This is a genomic window from Collinsella sp. CLA-ER-H9 (assembly GCF_040092295.1).
Classification (GTDB): domain Bacteria; phylum Actinomycetota; class Coriobacteriia; order Coriobacteriales; family Coriobacteriaceae; genus Collinsella.
Genome location: NZ_JBBNLV010000003.1, coordinates 182,964 through 199,944 on the forward strand (window position 1 = coordinate 182,964; position 16,981 = coordinate 199,944).

Annotated in this window: 13 protein-coding genes; 4 read left to right on the forward strand and 9 right to left on the reverse strand. The window is 56.3% G+C overall.

Annotated features, from left to right (window positions below):
- Positions 1-244 precede the first annotated feature (244 nt).
- From AAAX73_RS03755 to AAAX73_RS03770, 4 genes are all read right to left on the reverse strand, one after another.
- Complete coding sequence (locus AAAX73_RS03755) at positions 245-3,154, reverse strand: DEAD/DEAH box helicase family protein (RefSeq protein ID WP_117840686.1); 2,910 nt, start codon at positions 3,152-3,154, stop codon at positions 245-247.
- A 2-nt stretch (positions 3,155-3,156) separates the two neighbouring features.
- Positions 3,157-5,298 carry a DNA methyltransferase gene (locus AAAX73_RS03760; protein ID WP_349125058.1) on the reverse strand — a complete coding sequence of 714 codons (2,142 nt, stop codon included), beginning with the start codon at positions 5,296-5,298 and terminating at the stop codon, positions 3,157-3,159.
- Positions 5,298-5,465: a hypothetical protein gene (locus AAAX73_RS03765; RefSeq protein WP_156058432.1), complete on the reverse strand. Its 168-nt coding sequence runs from the start codon at positions 5,463-5,465 to the stop codon at positions 5,298-5,300. Before AAAX73_RS03765 ends, AAAX73_RS03760 begins: the two co-directional genes overlap by 1 nt.
- A 1,015-nt stretch (positions 5,466-6,480) precedes the next feature.
- Positions 6,481-6,648, reverse strand: a complete 168-nt coding sequence (locus AAAX73_RS03770) for a hypothetical protein (RefSeq protein WP_157966984.1) — start codon at positions 6,646-6,648, stop codon at positions 6,481-6,483.
- A gap of 834 nt (positions 6,649-7,482) precedes the next feature.
- On the opposite strand from AAAX73_RS03770, the gene AAAX73_RS03775 reads away from it, so the two are divergent.
- The 3 genes from AAAX73_RS03775 (at position 7,483) to AAAX73_RS03785 (ending at position 12,875) form a co-directional block, all read left to right on the forward strand.
- Positions 7,483-8,769 carry an MFS transporter gene (locus AAAX73_RS03775; RefSeq protein ID WP_349125059.1) on the forward strand — a complete coding sequence of 429 codons (1,287 nt, stop codon included), beginning with the start codon at positions 7,483-7,485 and terminating at the stop codon, positions 8,767-8,769.
- A 259-nt stretch (positions 8,770-9,028) separates the two neighbouring features.
- Positions 9,029-10,498: a ribosomal protection-like ABC-F family protein gene (abc-f, locus tag AAAX73_RS03780; protein WP_117629050.1), complete on the forward strand. Its 1,470-nt coding sequence runs from the start codon at positions 9,029-9,031 to the stop codon at positions 10,496-10,498.
- Between the two features lie 841 nt (positions 10,499-11,339).
- Complete coding sequence (locus tag AAAX73_RS03785) at positions 11,340-12,875, forward strand: serine/threonine-protein kinase (RefSeq protein WP_250787837.1); 1,536 nt, start codon at positions 11,340-11,342, stop codon at positions 12,873-12,875.
- Positions 12,876-13,573: 698 nt separating this feature from the next.
- On the opposite strand, the gene AAAX73_RS03790 is transcribed toward AAAX73_RS03785, so the two are convergent.
- Genes AAAX73_RS03790 through AAAX73_RS03805 form a run of 4 tightly spaced genes read right to left on the reverse strand, consistent with a single transcriptional unit; the run spans position 13,574 to position 14,921 of the window.
- Positions 13,574-14,374, reverse strand: a complete 801-nt coding sequence (locus tag AAAX73_RS03790) for an N-acetylmuramoyl-L-alanine amidase (RefSeq protein ID WP_206428089.1) — start codon at positions 14,372-14,374, stop codon at positions 13,574-13,576.
- Positions 14,364-14,501, reverse strand: coding sequence for a hypothetical protein (locus tag AAAX73_RS03795; RefSeq protein WP_164473322.1), 138 nt, complete (start codon positions 14,499-14,501; stop codon positions 14,364-14,366). Before AAAX73_RS03795 ends, AAAX73_RS03790 begins: the two co-directional genes overlap by 11 nt.
- A complete protein-coding gene (locus tag AAAX73_RS03800; protein WP_124786468.1) occupies positions 14,494-14,706 on the reverse strand; it encodes an alanine racemase in 213 nt (70 codons plus the stop codon). The genes AAAX73_RS03795 and AAAX73_RS03800 overlap by 8 nt, the downstream gene beginning before the upstream one ends.
- Positions 14,703-14,921: a hypothetical protein gene (locus AAAX73_RS03805; protein WP_250787836.1), complete on the reverse strand. Its 219-nt coding sequence runs from the start codon at positions 14,919-14,921 to the stop codon at positions 14,703-14,705. The genes AAAX73_RS03800 and AAAX73_RS03805 overlap by 4 nt, the downstream gene beginning before the upstream one ends.
- A gap of 157 nt (positions 14,922-15,078) precedes the next feature.
- On the opposite strand from AAAX73_RS03805, the gene AAAX73_RS03810 reads away from it, so the two are divergent.
- Positions 15,079-15,465: a hypothetical protein gene (locus AAAX73_RS03810; protein ID WP_124786470.1), complete on the forward strand. Its 387-nt coding sequence runs from the start codon at positions 15,079-15,081 to the stop codon at positions 15,463-15,465.
- Positions 15,466-15,600: 135 nt separating this feature from the next.
- On the opposite strand, the gene AAAX73_RS03815 is transcribed toward AAAX73_RS03810, so the two are convergent.
- Positions 15,601-16,299: a hypothetical protein gene (locus AAAX73_RS03815; RefSeq protein ID WP_349125060.1), complete on the reverse strand. Its 699-nt coding sequence runs from the start codon at positions 16,297-16,299 to the stop codon at positions 15,601-15,603.
- Between the last annotated feature and the right edge of the window lie 682 nt (positions 16,300-16,981).

The window sequence follows — 16,981 nt, forward strand, 5'->3', positions numbered from 1 at the left end:
TCCTAGCGGCATGTCCCGAAGCAATATGCTCCGACTCGTCAACAAAGGAAGCACTTGCTAAGCAAGCGCATACCCCCTCTTGAAACGCTCGTCAAAGGGGCAGAAATCGCTATAAAAATGGCCGTCAATAAGCTGTGAACCATTCGATTGACGTATCGACCGCCTTGATTCCTCGTTTTCCTCCTTTGTTGTTTTGTGTAGCCCTAAACTGAACACACTTCGGAGTCGGTATCCAATCAATCTTCTATTGGTAGTCGTTTGCATACGAACTATAGAAGAGCGCCTTGCAATCGACATCGCTGTAGCCCATAACGGCATCCTGCACATCGGCGCGCAAGAGGTTAAGCACCTTGTATACGCCCCCTCCCATGTCCCCAACGAAAAGCACCTGCTTAAACACGTCGGGATACTCACGTAGATAGGCAACGTACCCCCTGAGCTTGGCAAGCGTGTCACTGAGGAAATCTCCGTGCGGGTCGACGATCGACGGTTTGATTGTCCCGTCACCGTCCTTCACGAAGAAGAGGAAGTCTGGATGCAGGGCCTTGCGTCCCACCGAAGACATGTACGGAATCGAAAACGCCTTGGCAGACATGCTGCCCGACGGATTGCGATAGAAGGCAACCGTGCGATTCTTTGCCAATTCGTTCCTAACGATATAGTCTTCCGCCGGGTTCAGGTCGAGCGGGCAGAGGCCGTCCTCTTTCTGCACGATATGGCACGGATACTTAGCGAAGTCATCCGACGTGCTGGCAGACGTGGGCCACTCTATCTTTGTGAGGCGCTTGCCTTCGGTTTCACGGGCCAGCTCGTCGTAACGCTGCTTTGCCGAGTCGTTAAGGTAGTCATAATCGCCAGATCCATCGACCTTATCGAAGTATTCCTTTCGGCATTGAGCCGCCCAGCCCTCGAGCGCATCAACGATGGCCTGCGTGCGCACCGCTGCGGCAAGGCGCAGGTCGCACTCGGGGCGCCCAAGCTCCTTGAAGTTGACGCGACGATACTCATTCGCAAACTCCTTAGTGAAATGTATGTCGGCGTCGCGGGCGGCCTTTCTGAGGCCCTCGGCGTCCGTGCGGGCTTCCTCCTGCTCCTGGTCCTCAGTCTCGTTGAGCTTGTCGAGCGTGATCTTGACGGTCTCGGCAACCTCTACGTCGTGTTTGGCTTCGCGGTACTCGTCCTCGTTAGCAACGATGTATCCCTTGAGCTTCTGGACGAACTGTTTTTTCACGTCGGCCGCGGCATTGACATCGAGGCCAGTCTCGACAAGCAGAGTCGCCGTCTTAACCAGGCTCTGGAATTCGTTTCTAGCCTTCTTCGGAATGCGCTGGACGGGGATGGAATCGAAGGCTGTGCGGATGCCTTGCCACTCCTGATGCGTGAAAGACTGCTCGCGTTTGGTGGGCGGCTTGGGCTTTGCCATGGGCACGGGTTTTACGACCGAGACGGGCTGGGTCGGCTCGGTCTGTGTGGAACTTGGCTCAGGTGTCGCAGGTTGCTGCGGGGCAGACGCTGCAACGTAGTTGCCCGTTGTGGGCTGAGGCGCCAGCTCCGCTTCTGGCGCCGGGACGTCGACGGGCCTGACCGCCGAGGCAAGCGAGGGCTGCGTTCCCTGCATGTCCAACGGCTCCTGAATCGCGATGCCGGCAAGCGGCGCCTGGTAGCCGGGTTGTGCCTGCCGCGCCGCCTCGATGGCCTTCTCGTTCTCCTCGTACGCCTTGAGCTCCTGTTGGTAGTCGGCTTCGGACTTGGGCGCAGCCGCCGTGATAGTCACGGGGTTGAGAACGATGTTCTGCTTGCCAATGGAGCTCTCGCCCATGTCGTCCTTGCGGCCCATGAGGTAGTCGACCACGTCCTGAGTGCTCTCGGGATTGAACTGGGGCAGGTAGCAGGCGACGGAGTTCAAAAGATCATCGGATTCGATGCGCCGCGCAAGTGGAGTGCGTACCATACGTCCCACGAGCTGCGCGATATAGGTCGAGTCCGAACGCCTGCGCTGCGAGAAGATGACTTCCGCTCGCGGGCAGTCCCATCCGTTGGAGACAGCCTCCTTGGCGAAGAGCACGCGAATGCGCGAGGTGTCCTGAACGAACTCGGGCTCGACATAGGGGATGAGGTATTTTCCCGCCGCGATGTCCTTATGCTCGCCGAAGACGTTGGCGAACGACATCGCCTCGGAAAGGCCGGGGACCAGGCCCGTGATCTGGTCGCACATCTCAGCCAGGGCCGAGCTGCTCACGTTGTCCGCCGCTTGGATGAGCAGCAGCGGGTTGACGGGACTCTCGCCCTCGCGGGCACAGTACTCGTCCCACTCGCGGCAGGCCAAGGCATAGCGCTCGCACGCCATAGTGAGATACTGGTGCTCGACTGGGTCGTCCTTCTCTGGTACGCGCAACTCGATGATGTCCTTGAGCAGACCTGACTCCTGGACCTCGCGAGGGGTCACAGCGACCTTTGGCATACGCACGCGATCGGCGCGCTGGTCCATGGCTGCCTCGAACCTCTGCGGTGTGGCGGAAATCCCGACGACGACGGGCATCGCGGCCCGGCCATCAAGCCCATCAATAAGGTTTGCGTAGATAGTCGCCGTGCCGCGCTCGCTCGAGGCATTGGCGCCCAAGCCGCGGTGTGCCTCGTCGATGAACAGGTAGAGGTTGCGCTCGGGGTCCCTGATGGTGCGGTCAAGGATGTCCCAGAACATACGCCCGGAATTGGCCTCACCACCTTTGGTGAGCAGGCCATTCTTGCTGAGCAGGTCCTTGCTGAGGAAATAAACGTGACGGGGCTCGAGAATATCGTGCGCGGCTCCGAAGTCGTTGGTAATCGTGACCAGATGGCGCCTATCGAGAACGCTGTCTGCGAGCTTGTCCGACACATTGGAGAAGCGCACGCCCGTCTGCTCGTTCAGGCTCGGGGAATCAGAGAGCCAAAGGACCACGGCGTTCTCGTCGGGAATGAGGCCCAGATCGTCGTCTCCGAAGAAGAGCGCTTCGATGGCTGCCGCGCACATGACCGTCTTGCCCGAGCCCGTGGGAGATGCGAGGCACACCGAAGACAGTTCGCCGTCCCGCTCATAGCGGCGACGCATCGACTGCAACCTGTTTGCCAAGGCAGCGACAGCCCCGGCCTGGAATTCCTTAAGTTCGACCCTCATATTTACCTCACCGCATCCTCGGCGGCAATCTTGAATGATTGCAGATAGTTCTCGTAAAGACGGACCATGTCGAGTCCGGGGAGCTGGGCCCTGACCCCAGCGAAGCGCGCCGTATCGTCGGTGATCACAAACGCGCAGACAACCTCGGGACTGCCCTTAAGTGCCTTGACAAAATCGCCGACGGCGGCGAAATCGAAGAGCACGGCATAGGTGTCGGAGATGGCGTAGCCCGGCTCCTCATGCTCGATGACGCGTCCGCGGGCGCCGGCGCGCAGCCACAACAAAGGTGCGATCTCCTCAAACGCCACACCAAGCTCAACGGCATCGGGGTCCTCGTAGGTGAGGTCGAAGAAGACCGCGTTCTCCTCGAACCCGTCGGCCATGGGGAACTCGTCCGTAAATTTATAGTCGCCCTTGATGGGGTCACCCGCGGGCGTCTTGCCCGTGATGGCCGCCGTGAGACGCGGCTTGGTTATGTACTGGCAAATGCCCTGAGCTTCCCACTCGGGATCGCCTTGGCGCAGACCTCGTTTAATTAACCTTTTCGCTTCTTCATCGGAGACTTCGTTGTTTGTAACGCTGATGGACCTGCGATGGCCTTCGTCTAGATTATTTAGTCGCATGACGGCATGTGCCGTTGTGCCTGAGCCGGAAAAGAAGTCAACCACAAGAGCATTAGGCTTGTCTGCGACGAAAAAACGAATGGCGTCTTCGACAGCATAGAGAGATTTGGGGAAAGGAAACTTGCGATCAGGCATCATTGAGAGGAGTAAACGCGACCCGTAGTACGTTGCGTTGTGAGAGGGAATATCCCATTGACTTCCAGGGATATATCCTTGCTCGCTAGCGTTTTCATCCGGTATTACTGAACCGTCCGCTCGGCGACCAACAATAGCGACCTCGCCAGATTCGATTTTTTTGACCTCTCCAGCCTTGAGATAGGTTAGACGCATTCCTTTCTCTGTTAGCTTTCCGAGTTTCACAAATCCGCGTTTGTAGAGAGAGCGCAGCTTGGCGGGGCTCACTTGCCAATTGCCCTCGACTCCATTCGCCTTTATTGGCCATATTACGCGGGTGCCCGGAAGTGGGAGTATGCTATCGCGCGGCGTATCTGGGGCAACGGGCTCTCCGATTTCAACGATATGACTGCCGTCTTCCGCTACATAGATGGGATAAAAAAGGTTGGGCCTGTCGACGCGGCGTGAATTGGTGCCAGCTCTGGCGAGCTGATTCCAAGTCAGAATTTGTTTTTTATTCTTCACTTTTCCGTGCCATTCGTCTGGCAAGACAAGTTTGCGCGGTGCGGCGGATCCGAACATGACGAAAAACAAGTATTCATTGCTGCGGGAAAAAGAGTCCCCGCGTGATACGCCGGCAGAGTTAATAACACTGCTGATCATTTGAATTCGCTCTCCGGGAAATACGTTTTCCAGCAGCAAACCCAGTCTCAGGTATTCTTTCTCATCGATTGTGACGATAAGTACGGAATCGTTGGGATTGAGCAGCTGCTTGGCGAGCTTGAGGCGACGCTCCATGAAGGCGAGCCATTTGGAGTGACGATAGGCGTCGGAGCCGTCGACGTAATCGTTGTTATATTTCCAGTCGCGGGCACCGGTGTTATAGGGTGGGTCAATATATATACAGTCCACTTTGCCTGCATAGGCAAAGGCCAAGGCTTCAAGAGCATGGTAGTTTTCGCCGTTAATGACTACTTGATAGGGCTTATCGCCACCGCGCTCGACACGCCCAGTCTCTTTGAGGCCAGCATAAATCGGCTGGTCATATTCAGCAACAGGCACGACATCGTTGACGGCAACGGAGCGGGGCTCGCATTCGTTTTCGTCATATGAGGGCGATTGATATGGCTTTAGATCAGCAACCCCCCCCCGAACGGTATTTACCAACCATAGCAGTTGGGAGTTAGAGTCCTCTTTTTTACCACGCTCGGGAAGCACCTGTACGACATCGCCCTTCATGATAGGCTTGCCATAAAGGCGAAGTCGTTCTGGACGGTTGTGTTCAAATACAAGCCCAAACTGGCGCTGCGCCGCAAAGGCGCGGATGTCGGCAGCGAGCTGACGATCGCCCAGCTTGACAGCGCGATCAACAAGGTTCTGAACGACTGCTTGCGTCGTCTGAGACATCACTTCTCCCCCTTACACTTCTCGTCAATCCATTCGCGCAGGACTTTAGCCACCGTCTTATCCTGGCGCGCGGCATAGGACTTAAGAGCCCGCTTATCCTCACGGGTTATCGAGAGCGTGAACTTATCCAGCTCCTTTTCGGCATGAACAGCCTGATCTTCCTCCATGGTCGCCCCTCCGAATTGACCTGTTCTACGTTCCTTAATTGACCGAAATCATTTTACGGCAGAATACGTAATTACGTAATTACGTAGACTAATTTTGAGCTATGTAGCACTCAATCACTTTTCAGTATTCGTTGACGATTCGAAGGGGATAACGAATATATCGAGGTTGACACCCGTTTTTACCGTCTGTGAGTACCAGCAAATCGATACTCAAAACGTCGTGAGTACATTTTGAGTACCAGTCCGAGCGACCTCTTGCGGGCGAAAGCAATCTGCTGGTCAGCATTAATTAGAAATAAATTGATGGCGTTGCTTCGGTAATTGAAAGCACTTTAAAACGTACCAGCAAACAATCATCCCAGCTAAACAGCTTGAGAGATTGAACGACAGGCTTGTATGTACCACATACACCACAGCACACACGCACCCATGGCAGGCAAATAAAAAACGAGGGAGGCCGTTTCCGACCTCCCTCGCAAAGGGCTATTTACTATTCCCACTCGATGGCGTCGGTTCTGCCGTCCCGTCATTCCAGTTACACCCAGTTTTCGGCATCGACACGGAACGCGTGCCGCCGAATGACGCGATGTCGCGTTTCGTCGGCTTCGGGGACAAAAGTTGGGACAACCTCAAAAAACTTTTTTCAAACTCAGGGCTTTGAGTTTTTATTTTTGTCCCAAGGGGCACGGAGAGCCGCCTTTGGAGGCTCGATATCGCCGAAAACGCCCGTTTTGAAACTCAACCGCCTTTGAGCCTGCAAGCCACCAGCTTCAACAGTAAGTGAGTCGACGCGGGTGGCTTACGAGCCGTTCACAAAACCGCAGGCCACAGGTCTTTGTCAACGATAAGCAAAGTGAATAGTCTCAGGTGGCTTGCCCATGAGTTGGCGTAAGCCTGTTTAGCAAAAGGCTAATCGGACACGACAGGCCGCCCGCATGGCGACGGCGTTTCCCGTGCGGGCACAAACAGCCCTGCGTGCCCTGTCGCGCGATATCCCAATGCGACGTTCAGAACCCTACCCGCCAAGCAGCCACCTCGCGAAATTCAGCACGAGCACGCCCTCCCGGGTATGGGGCTCATGCCTCGTGCGAGTGATGAGAATCTTCGGGAATGCATCCCCGATGGATAGAATCGGCGCAATCTCCCTCTCGAGCGTCGAATCGGCGCCGATATCGTCGCTCACATACACTCTCCTTCCCGGTTTCGAAACCTGGAAGGCAGTATGCGCAAGGATGCGTCGAGGTGCGATCCCAGTCGTACCATGCCAGCAGAGATGTCGAGGCACATTCGTTCATGCTGCAATGCGGGCATCGGAGATGAAAAAAAGCCCGTCGGGTAGTCATGGGCGTGCGGGAGCCCGCATCAGTAACCTGCCTCCTCGGTTGTCCCTTCTTTGCATGGTCGTCTACATAAAGGAGGAACCAGCCATGCAGATCAGCATGCTTGCCCTTCTTGGGTCACGGACCGGGGAGGCGAGGGCCTCCGTCGGGACCGCCCCGAGCAACCGGCATATCCAAGGAATGACAAGGCTCGATCGCTGTGCTGGTCAGGATGCCGAAGCGGGCCGTCCGCCAATCGGAATGCGGGTCAGGATGCTGCAACGTGATTCCAGCTGCAGGATACGGCTCCTTTGCGGTTGCCGCAAAACCTGCTGGCAACATTCTTACTATCCGAATGATGTACGCATCCCTTGGGATCGTTTCGCCTGACCAGGGCCATCTTCAGCGCCTCATCGGCCAGCTCGGCAGGCGCCTCTTCCACGCGTAATAGCCCTGGCGGGTCACCTACGCAACCAAAGATACAAAAGGGATCGAATGGCCAGAAAGGATTGTCCTTGCCGACAGGCAATCCTTGACAAACGAGCTTCAGCCTCCTTAAAATTGCGTGGTTTGCCGAACTGAGTCAGCGAAGGAGGGGTGTCGTGGTTGGTCTTTTCCGCACGTGGATGAGCGCCTAAAAAGCGGCGCTGTTATGGCGTCGCGCTGTTTTGCACGCCATTCCACGATTGGACATAACCATGATGTTTGAAACCTCTCGGCGCAGGTCTGTTTCGCTGTGCCATTCATGGCAATTTAAGATTTGTTTCGTATGGGGCGGGGAGCTCGTGTCGACATTGACGAGCTCGATTCTCCAAATGGGTCTCATTTGGCATATCGCCCTCACGACAGGATCATCTTCCCTCCTCTCCCTGGCATCGTTAGCAGGCTTTCTGCCGATTGCTTTGTTCGGAGTCCTTGCGGGCGCCGTTGTCGACAGACTGCCTTTGAAGCGTGTTCTCATCGGCGCCGACCTCTTCGTTGCCGCGGTGGGCGCCGCCTTGGCGATTGCCTCGTTGGCCGGCAGCTTACCTGCGTGGTCAATACTCATCGCCCTGTTTCTCCGCGCAGCTGGCACTTCGTTCTACACGCCGGCCTCCCAATCCCTCACGCCCCATCTCGCCCCGCCAGAGCATCTCGTTCGCCTATCGGGAGTGATGCAAGCGATTCAGTCCGCCGGATACATTCTTGGCGCCGCGCTCGCGGCAGTGATTTATCCTGTGGCGGGCATTACCGCCATGATTGCCCTCGACGTGCTGGGGGCGCTTTTCGCTTCTCTAGCTGTCCTCGCCGCTCAGATAGACGCAGGAGGACTCGACGAAGCCGACCGCAGCTCGTCCTTTTCCAATAAAGTTCGAGAACTTTTCTCTGAGATTTCGGACGGCTACAAGCTGATCAGGGGATACAGGGGGCTGTTCGCCATTCTTTGGTGCGGGTTCGTCTTCGCTTTCGCGTTCTCCCCACTCGCGGCATTGTTCCCAATAATGACCTTGGGACATTTTGGCGGTAGCACGGGGGATGCTGCTTTGGTGGAGGTCCTTTTCTCCGCAGGCATGCTGGCTGGGTCCGGCATTTTGGCGGCCACGGGAGGGTTCCGCAATAGGTCGCTCACCATGGTCGCCGCAATCGCCGGCTTCGGCGTCGTCGCAATCGCATCCGGATTGCTCGGCCCGTCGCTGTTCGCCGCTTTCCTACCGGCGAGCTTTCTTATGGGCGCATGCTCCCCGCTGTACGCAGGAACCCAGACTGCCCTTATGCAGGAGCAGATACCTCCTGAGTACCTAGGCCGCGTTTTTGGTCTCTATGGAACCATTATGGCGTGGGCCATGCCCATGGGCCTCGCAGCCCCCTCCGTTTTTGCGGACCTGCTCGGAGCTCCGTTGTGGTTCGTCGGCTCTGGAGCGACCATGGTACTGCTTGCGATGGCGATGCTTCTCGCTCCAAGTGTACGAAACGTGGGGAAAAGAAATACCGGGCAGATTCAATAGCCCAAGCATTCGAAAAAGAGGCGGCAGCCATCGGTTCGCGCGTCAGCCTTCAAGCCCTTGCGACGACGAGGTATTGCGCCGACATCCCACATCGCGCTCCTTATTCGCCGCCAACTATCATTTTCGGATTTGCCGGCTTGCGCAAGGCCAAAACGCTCACGCCGGCAATCGGGCAAAGGCGAAAAATCGACGTGAGCGATTCTTTATTGGCATGGCTGCGCTTCCAGAAAACGACAATACACAAAAGGTGGTTCAACTTATGGAACTCATAGTCAAAGCTAAAGACATCTTTTTGGAATATGCCGGCCGCGATATTCTGGACATCGAAGAATTGGAAATCTACCCCTACGATCGCATCGGCTTGGTAGGAGACAACGGTGCAGGCAAAACCAGCCTGCTAAAAATCCTGAGCGGCAATCTAACCATTGCGGACGCCGACGTCAGGCGCTTCGGCAGCATTGCCCTCATCGGCCAGCTCGACGAACTCGACCTTGATGCGGCTCAGGACAACGGCGAGATGCTCTCCCGTCTCAACGTCGCCGAAGTGGCGCAGGAGACGATGAGCGGCGGGGAGGAAACACGCGCCAAGATTGCCTCTGCGCTCTCCCAGCATGCAAGCGCGATCTTCGCCGACGAGCCTACGAGCCACCTCGACCAAGACGGCATCCGCCTTCTCGTCGGACAGCTCAAGGCATTTGATGGGGCCCTGCTCATCGTGAGCCATGACCGTCATTTTCTCGACCAGGTGGTAGACAAGATCTGGGAGCTCAAAGACGGCGGTATTTCCGAATTCTGGGGTGACTACTCCGACTATCTGCGACAGAAAGAAGAAGAGCGCAAAGCTCAGGCGACTCGATACGAAGAGGCGATGCGCGAGCGCGATCGCCTCGAAGCCGCCATCGAAAAACAGCGGAAAAAAGCACGGCAGGTCGACGCCAAGCGGAAGGGTGCGAAAAAAAGCAACGAGTATGCAGGTCGCTTGGGGCATCAGAAAACAACCGGCACCAAGCAGAAGAAAATGCATCAGGCAGCTAAGAACATGGAGAAGCGCCTCGAAGCGCTCGAAGGGATCGAGGCCCCAGATAGCATTCGCGCCGTGCGCTTCCGCCAGAGCAAGGCCCTGGAACTGCACAGCAAATTTCCCATCTCGGCAGATGATTTCAGCTTGAGCTTCGGCAACTGCGTGCTCTATGACCACGCGAAATTCGAGATACCGCTCGGTGCCAAAGTGGCCATCACCGGTGGCAACGGCACAGGAAAGACCAGCCTGCTGAAGGCAATCGTTCGACGCGCCGACGGTATCAACATCTCTCCCAAAGCAGAGATCGGCTACTTCGAACAGACAGGTTACAAGTTCGACGCCCGCCAGTCTGTGATCTCGTTCATGCAGAATGGTTGCGAGTACAGCATGACCGAAATTCGAGGCATCCTCGCCTCTATGGGAATCGGACCGCGCGACCTGACAAAGGACGTTGGCGTTCTCTCGGGAGGCGAAGTCATCAAGCTGCTACTCGCGAAGATGCTGCTGGGCAGATACAACATCTTGCTCATGGACGAGCCTGGAAATTACCTGGACATCAAGAGCGCCGAAGCCCTCGAGCAGATGATGAGCGCCTATGCCGGAACGATAGTGTTCGTCTCCCACGATAAGAGGCTGGTCGAGAACGTCGCAGACATTGTCTACGAAATAAAGGACACCAAGCTAGTCAAAATCTTTCAGCGCGAATAGCCCTAAATGAGCAGGAAATAATCCCCGAACGGAGACAAGGGAGTAAAACGGCAAAGAAAGAGCCTCCGTCCCAACGCAGGGAACGGAGGCTCTTTAATCGCTTTTACTCATCTCCGTCGCTGGTGGCTTTGTCATGACTCTCGTACGAAACGAAACTCAGCGGCATAGTGCGGCACTCAAAATCGCAGGTCAGAACCCTGTCGTCCTACTCCCACTCGATGGCGTCGATTCTGCCGTCCCGTCACTCCAGTTGCACCCAGTTTTCGGTGCCGTCTCGAGCCAAGTGCCGCCAGGTGACACCATGTCGTGCTTCGTCAGCTTCGGGGACAAAAGCTGGGACAGCCTCAAATACTTTTTTCAAACTCAGGACTTTGATTTTTTGTTTTTGTCCCAAAGAGCGCAGCGGGGCGCCTTAGGAGGCTCGATAGCGCTGAAAACGCCCGTTTTGAAACTCAACCGCCCTTTAACCCGCAAGCCGCCAGCTGCAATCGTAGGTGAATTAACGCAGGTGGCTTGCGCGACATTCGCAAAACCCCAGGTCGCAGGGCTTCGCCATCGGCGGGAAAGGTGAGTAGTCTCGGGTGGCTTGCTTATAAGTTAGTGAAATCCTGAAACGTGACAAGACTTATTACACGAATGATGTCGCCAGCTTCGGGATTGCCTCGTCGTCATAATATCCTTTGAGCTAACGAGGATGCCAGCTACGGGGTTGTCGATTTTCTGATGCATTAATAACCAGGCAAAGTCGGATAATCATATGAGCGGAGAGCACAAAAAGATAGCAGCTCATTAAGACAAATATCCTTGGCAGAATGCACTCCGGTGACTAGGATGACGACAGATGAACGAGGAGGACAGAACGATGCCATTACTCAGCGAGCGGTCGCTCGAATCTATTGCAAAGATGTTCGTGGGCGACGAAGGAGAGCTGTTCCACTACTTGTCGGGCCCTCAAATAGTGACATTCTTCAATGACCATTTTGACTTCCGGGACATCTACCAAGGTGGCAACGCTCCTACCAGATGGAGATACGCCGCCGGAAAGATAGCCAGTGTTGCGTCGAGCGGCCGTCTCGATCGTTTTTTCTCAATCGTTCTTGGATTCAAGTATATGGTCAGTACTTTTGGCTGCGATGAAATCGAAGCCCGAGAAAGGGCGGACAAAGCGAAGAAACGGTTCAACCAAGTACTAATCTCCGACGAGCTTGAGATAGTCGGAACAGACGGCGAGATGAAGCTTGTGGTGATTGATTCGGATCTAATCCCGATCGGGAAAGGCGGCTTTGCCGAAGCGTTCAGGCAAAAGTCAACAGGCAGAGTCCTGAAAAAGCTCATGCCCGAAGTAGCCCTTGATGCAAGAAACCGCCATCGCTTCAAGCGCGAATACGAGATAATGAATGATCTTTCGGAGCTGCCAGGGGTTCTCCGTGTCTTTGATTTCGACGAGAGCAATTGCTCCTACACGATGGAGGCCGGCGAGACCACGCTACTAGAGTTCATGGACAATCCTCTATCCGAGCAAGTCAAGATGTCCATAATCGAGCAGATAGTTGGCACCATGGCTGCCATTCACTCGCGCGGATACATTCACCGAGATCTAAGCCCCACGAATATTTTTCTACTGAGCGGCCAACTGAAGATTGCCGATTTCGGGCTTGGAAAGAACTTGAACACACTTTCATCCTACCAAACCACCAACACAAACAATTATGGACAGTGGTTCTACTGTTCACCTGAACAGCTTGTCTATCTAAAAGATGGGGACAAAAGGAGCGATGTCTTTTCCTTGGGCAGGATTATCAACTTCGTGCTCGCCGGACATCCGACAAAAACGAATCATCGTCTTCGACCGCTGGTAGAAAAAGCAACCGCAGACGATCCGTCGAAAAGATACCAGGATGCGGCAGAGTTTTTGAGCGCGATAAAGCGAAGGTTGTCTTCGATAGCAGATGCGGACCGGGAAACGAAACTTGCGGAAAAGGCAGCACGGGGAATCCTCGACGGAGAGGTTGCCGAATGGATTCTCGAAATGACCGATGAGCAGCTGTGCTCACGGGTAGCGTCAAACCCCGCGTTCGCTAAAACGGTTGTCAAATTTACGGAAATCGACAACGGCAATGCGGCCTTTGTCATGGATGCTATCGACCAGAGCATGACGCAAGTCTGCAAGACATGGGAAGACCACGATCCATTTGCCGACATCGCAAAGTCGATTGTTTTAAGCAAGGCGCCATACGACATCAAGGAGCGTGCCTGCCAAACGCTTTCATATGTAGCATGGCAAATCAACCGTTTCCATGCCCAGCATCTGATTGAGGATATTATCACCAGCGGAATAGACCCGATGCTGGAAGACCTTCTCAACGACTCCGTGTAGATTCATTAATGCAGCGCAGGCCTGCGTTCGTCTAGGGAAAACGATACGATAGACGGCATCTTGGTTGCACCCTAGGCCGTTCACCCTTCCGCTCGCTCCCATATAGTTCGATTTCGATAAGCTGAGTCCCAACCGATGGGTGCCATTTATCCGGGTGCACCTGGGGCAACGGGCCGGTAGGCCTGCGCAAGGTCGCTCGCAGAACGCGCAACATCAAACACGACAGAAGAGGCGAACGACAGATGCCGGACTCCGGACGACAGCACCGCGGAAGACGAGCATTCCGACCACAATCGAACGAATCTCGGTCCTAGGCAGGCGCCCGCACGGGCGCCTTTTACTTTTCAGGGACTTAGCCGCGAGCTAATCGGAGACCATAGAGCACTTCAAAACGGTTCAGAACGATAATCAACAAAACCGCAGGTAGAATATGCTGTTTTAAAAATCGTCTCTTACACTCCGCAACGCTCGGAAGCGCTCCGTTCAGGATTGTTCGTAACCCCCCGACCGTCCAAACAAAGAGGCGCAGTCCAAACTTGACCTGCGCCTCTCATCAAAAAGTATTATTTGTTGTATATCAATCCAAGCATCCAAGGGATTGGCATGAGAACGGCCGCCGCCAGCAACACAGGGATGCAAGCCACGATTGCCAGCCCTCCGCCAGCTCCTCGCGAAACCGCCTCACGAGAGCATCTGGCTCACACAGCGCTGCACGGCGGCGTAGTTGGAGCCCAACCGTCGCTTGCGCTCCTCGCCGTTGCCGTAGTCGCCGTTGATGACGGTGCGTGCCAGCGCGTCGATGTCGACCTCGCCACTGCCGGACGAAGAAGAACCGCCGGAACCACCGCCGAGAGAATCCGGTTCACCTCGGCCTGCACCTCGAAGTAGCGCGAGCCCAGGGCCCGTTTACGCGCCTCGCCGTTGCCGAACTCCTCGTTGATGACGCGCCACGCCAGGCTCGCCACGTCACCCGAGGGCGCAGAGCCGCCACTGCCGGAAGACCCCGCAGCCACGGTGTCCGAAGACCCGGCGCCTCGGCAGATGCGCGGGCGCAGGGCCGCCCTGCGCCCGGCGGCGATGTAGGGCGCGGGGCAGATCTTGTCGGTCACGTCGTAGCGGCGGATGACGCCGCCCTCGGAGATGCCGTAGCGCTTCATGAGGGTCTGCACGAGCCAGGCGAGCTTGCCCGCCTCGACCTCGCTGTAGTCCTCGCTAGCGCTCACGGCCTCGATGCCGACGCTGCGGCAGTTCATGAGCCAGTTGCCGGCGTGCCAGGCGGTGTCGCCCTCGGCCACGCTCTGGTAGATCTCGTCGGTGATGTCGCCCACGAAGTAGCGGGCGGACGACCCCTGCCGCTCGTTGTGCGAGAAGTAGATCGCGTTGTTGCGGGCCGACGCCAGAGTCGCCGTGTAGTGGATCACGATGCGGTCGATGGCGTGCGAGCGCCTGCGCGTCATGCGGTCGCTGCCGCACTGCTTGAACAGGATGCTATGCCCCATTGGCGCTGACCTCCTTGAATCCCGCGTCCTCGCCCTCCTCGGGCTTGAAGTCGCTGGGCGTGTCGGGCTCGCAGCCGGGCTCGCGCAACTCCTCCCAGCGCTCCTCCTCGCTTGCGTACTCACTCATAGGAATCGCCCGCCTTTCCCAGCTCGGCAATAACGGGCGAGAGCACGGCCATCACCATGGCCACGCACAGCGCGCGCCGCGTGGGGTCGAGCACGGCCACGCCCATGAGCAGGTCGACGTTGGCCACTACGACGCCCAGGACGCCCTGGACGACCGTGCGCATAAAGCGCCACTGCCGCTCGTTGCTCGTCAGAAAACGGTTCATCTGCCGCTCCTCTCCTCAAGAGCGTCAACGTCGCGCCTGACCACGGCCATGTCCTGCTCGAGCTTGTAGGTGCGCTCGATGAGGCAGTTGTGCTTCTCAACGCGCCGCGCGAGCTCGTCAATCTTGAGCTCCATCACCGCGCGGCTTCGCGAGTTCGACGCGATCACCCCGACCTGCGTCACGACGCCGATGAGCGCCACCGCAATAGACTCCACAAGGACCTCCCAGCAGAACATGGACCAACTTCAACGGCCCCATCATCCGCTGCGGTCACAAATCAGCTGGTAGCTGAATCGCTGCTATAAAAAGCGAGGTAAAATAAGAAAAAGCACAGTAACGATTGTTCGAAAGAGTCGCTAACGGGAGGTAGAAATGGAAAGCCGGCTTTACGAGGAGGGGTACGACGAAAGTCTCTTGAGAGCTGTAGCGGCTCTTAACGAGACTCCTGCATCCACGGAAGCAATCCTGGGCCTGTTGCAAAAACACTGGGATTTGCCTCGAGGAGAAGCGGAGCAGCTGTTGTCGCAGGAACGCTACGAAGGATTCTTCCAGCGTGATTTCGCAAGATACCTGACGATGTACGAAGGCTTTTCCAAAGAAAAGGCAAGGGCATATACGACTAGCCACATGAACCTTCTGGCTCTGCGAAAAATCGAAAGGCCGTGGGCTATCGAGTACAACAGGCTTTATCGCCAGATCGAAAAGCAGAAGCCTCAAATAAAGGGGAAGGTTCACCTATCTTCCGAAATCGAGGAGTAAAGCAGTTCTCGCTACACGCCGCCGCATCCCATCGCCTAACCCACACCACGGGGGCGGCGCGCTCACCCCTGGCAGCAGCGCAGGAAGGGCGCCTGCGCAGCTGCCAGGGGTGCCATTATGCTCAGTCCCAAGCCGCTACCCGGCAGTGAGGTAGCCCGCCTGCCCCTCGCGGTCGATGTGGCACATCGCGTACGTCGTCTGCTTAGAGTCGTAGGTCGTGCCGTTGCCACCCGCGATGGCCTTGCAGTTGTAGAACGTGGAAGAGCCCGTGCACCCGCTCGGCAGCCCCCAGTCGGCATCGACCAGGATGCGCTCAAGGGCGGTGCAGGCACCGAACGTGTAGAGCATGCTAGAAAGCGACGCCAGACTCATGCCCCGCAGATCGAGCTCGGTGAGCGCGGAGCACGAGTTGAACGTACGGTTCATGTAGGCCACGCCGCGCAGGTTCGCCATGCCAGAGACCGAGGTCAGGGCGTTGCAACTGTAGAACCAGTAGTTCAGGTTCACGTTGGCGACCCTCGATGTGTCGGCGGCGATGGTCACGCGCTTCACGCTCTTGCAGAACGAAGCCCAGGGCGTCGCCTGGATCGCGGCGTACTTGGCGTTGGCGCAAAGCGTGTCGGAGGCCAGCACCTCGCGACCTGTCGCATCGGCCTTGGCGAACCCGATCTTGAGCTCGCCGTCGGCGAACAGCGTGGCGTTGAGCCAGGTGCGGACTTCGTACTCGGGGTCAGTCAGAACGCCACCCGCCCCCAGCTTGAGGACGGAGGCGCCGGAGGTCTGGAACGGCACGAAGCCGTCGGTGCCGCCCATTGAGTTCGATTTGAGTTTCACGGGCCCCGAAACGTCCCCGTTTCGGGGCCCGGGGACAAAAATCGCACGTCTACTCACTTGGGATAAATCCTTACTCCCATTCCTCCGAATACCGCCCAGTGCTTTGCCATCTTGAAACACTGGGAGTAAATAGCGAAATAGCAGGTGAAAGGGAGTAAAAGACCAAAGAAAAAGCCTCCGTCCCAACGCGGGAACGGAGGCTAGGAAATCGTTTTTACTCACCGCCGTCGCTGGTGGCTTTGCCATGACTGTCGTACGAAACGAAACTCAGCGGCACAGTGCGTCACTCAAAAGTGCAGGTCAGAACCCTATCAGCCTACTCCCACTCGACAAATTCAAGTATATGAGGAAGTATTTCTCTTGAATTTACAGGTAAAATATTCGCAAATTTGCTAATATTTTACCTGCTATTTTCGGCTGTCAATTTTCTTAGTATCAAAATAGTATCACAAGAGGCTGGAAAATGCAACAGAATTATGTGGAGCTCTACATAATTCTGTAACCCCTTGATTATCGACTTTATCCGAACACCTCCCACATTCATCCGTACATGTACGGATGAATGTGGGAACCCGATACCCTGAGGGCCGGATCGGCCGGCCCCGGGAGATCGGAGGACGGCATGTCCGGAAAGAAGAAAAGGGGCTCCGCAAGGGCGGTCCCGAGGGCCTACGGAAGGCTC

Coding starts and splice junctions, on each gene's coding strand:
- AAAX73_RS03755 (WP_117840686.1), bottom strand. CDS start 3,154: ATGAGGGTCGAACTTAAGGAATTCCAGGCCGGGGCTGTCGCTGCCTTG.
- AAAX73_RS03760 (WP_349125058.1), bottom strand. CDS start 5,298: ATGTCTCAGACGACGCAAGCAGTCGTTCAGAACCTTGTTGATCGCGCT.
- AAAX73_RS03765 (WP_156058432.1), bottom strand. CDS start 5,465: ATGGAGGAAGATCAGGCTGTTCATGCCGAAAAGGAGCTGGATAAGTTC.
- AAAX73_RS03775 (WP_349125059.1), top strand. CDS start 7,483: ATGATGTTTGAAACCTCTCGGCGCAGGTCTGTTTCGCTGTGCCATTCA.
- abc-f (WP_117629050.1), top strand. CDS start 9,029: ATGGAACTCATAGTCAAAGCTAAAGACATCTTTTTGGAATATGCCGGC.
- AAAX73_RS03785 (WP_250787837.1), top strand. CDS start 11,340: ATGAACGAGGAGGACAGAACGATGCCATTACTCAGCGAGCGGTCGCTC.
- AAAX73_RS03790 (WP_206428089.1), bottom strand. CDS start 14,374: ATGGGGCATAGCATCCTGTTCAAGCAGTGCGGCAGCGACCGCATGACG.
- AAAX73_RS03795 (WP_164473322.1), bottom strand. CDS start 14,501: ATGAGTGAGTACGCAAGCGAGGAGGAGCGCTGGGAGGAGTTGCGCGAG.
- AAAX73_RS03800 (WP_124786468.1), bottom strand. CDS start 14,706: ATGAACCGTTTTCTGACGAGCAACGAGCGGCAGTGGCGCTTTATGCGC.
- AAAX73_RS03810 (WP_124786470.1), top strand. CDS start 15,079: ATGGAAAGCCGGCTTTACGAGGAGGGGTACGACGAAAGTCTCTTGAGA.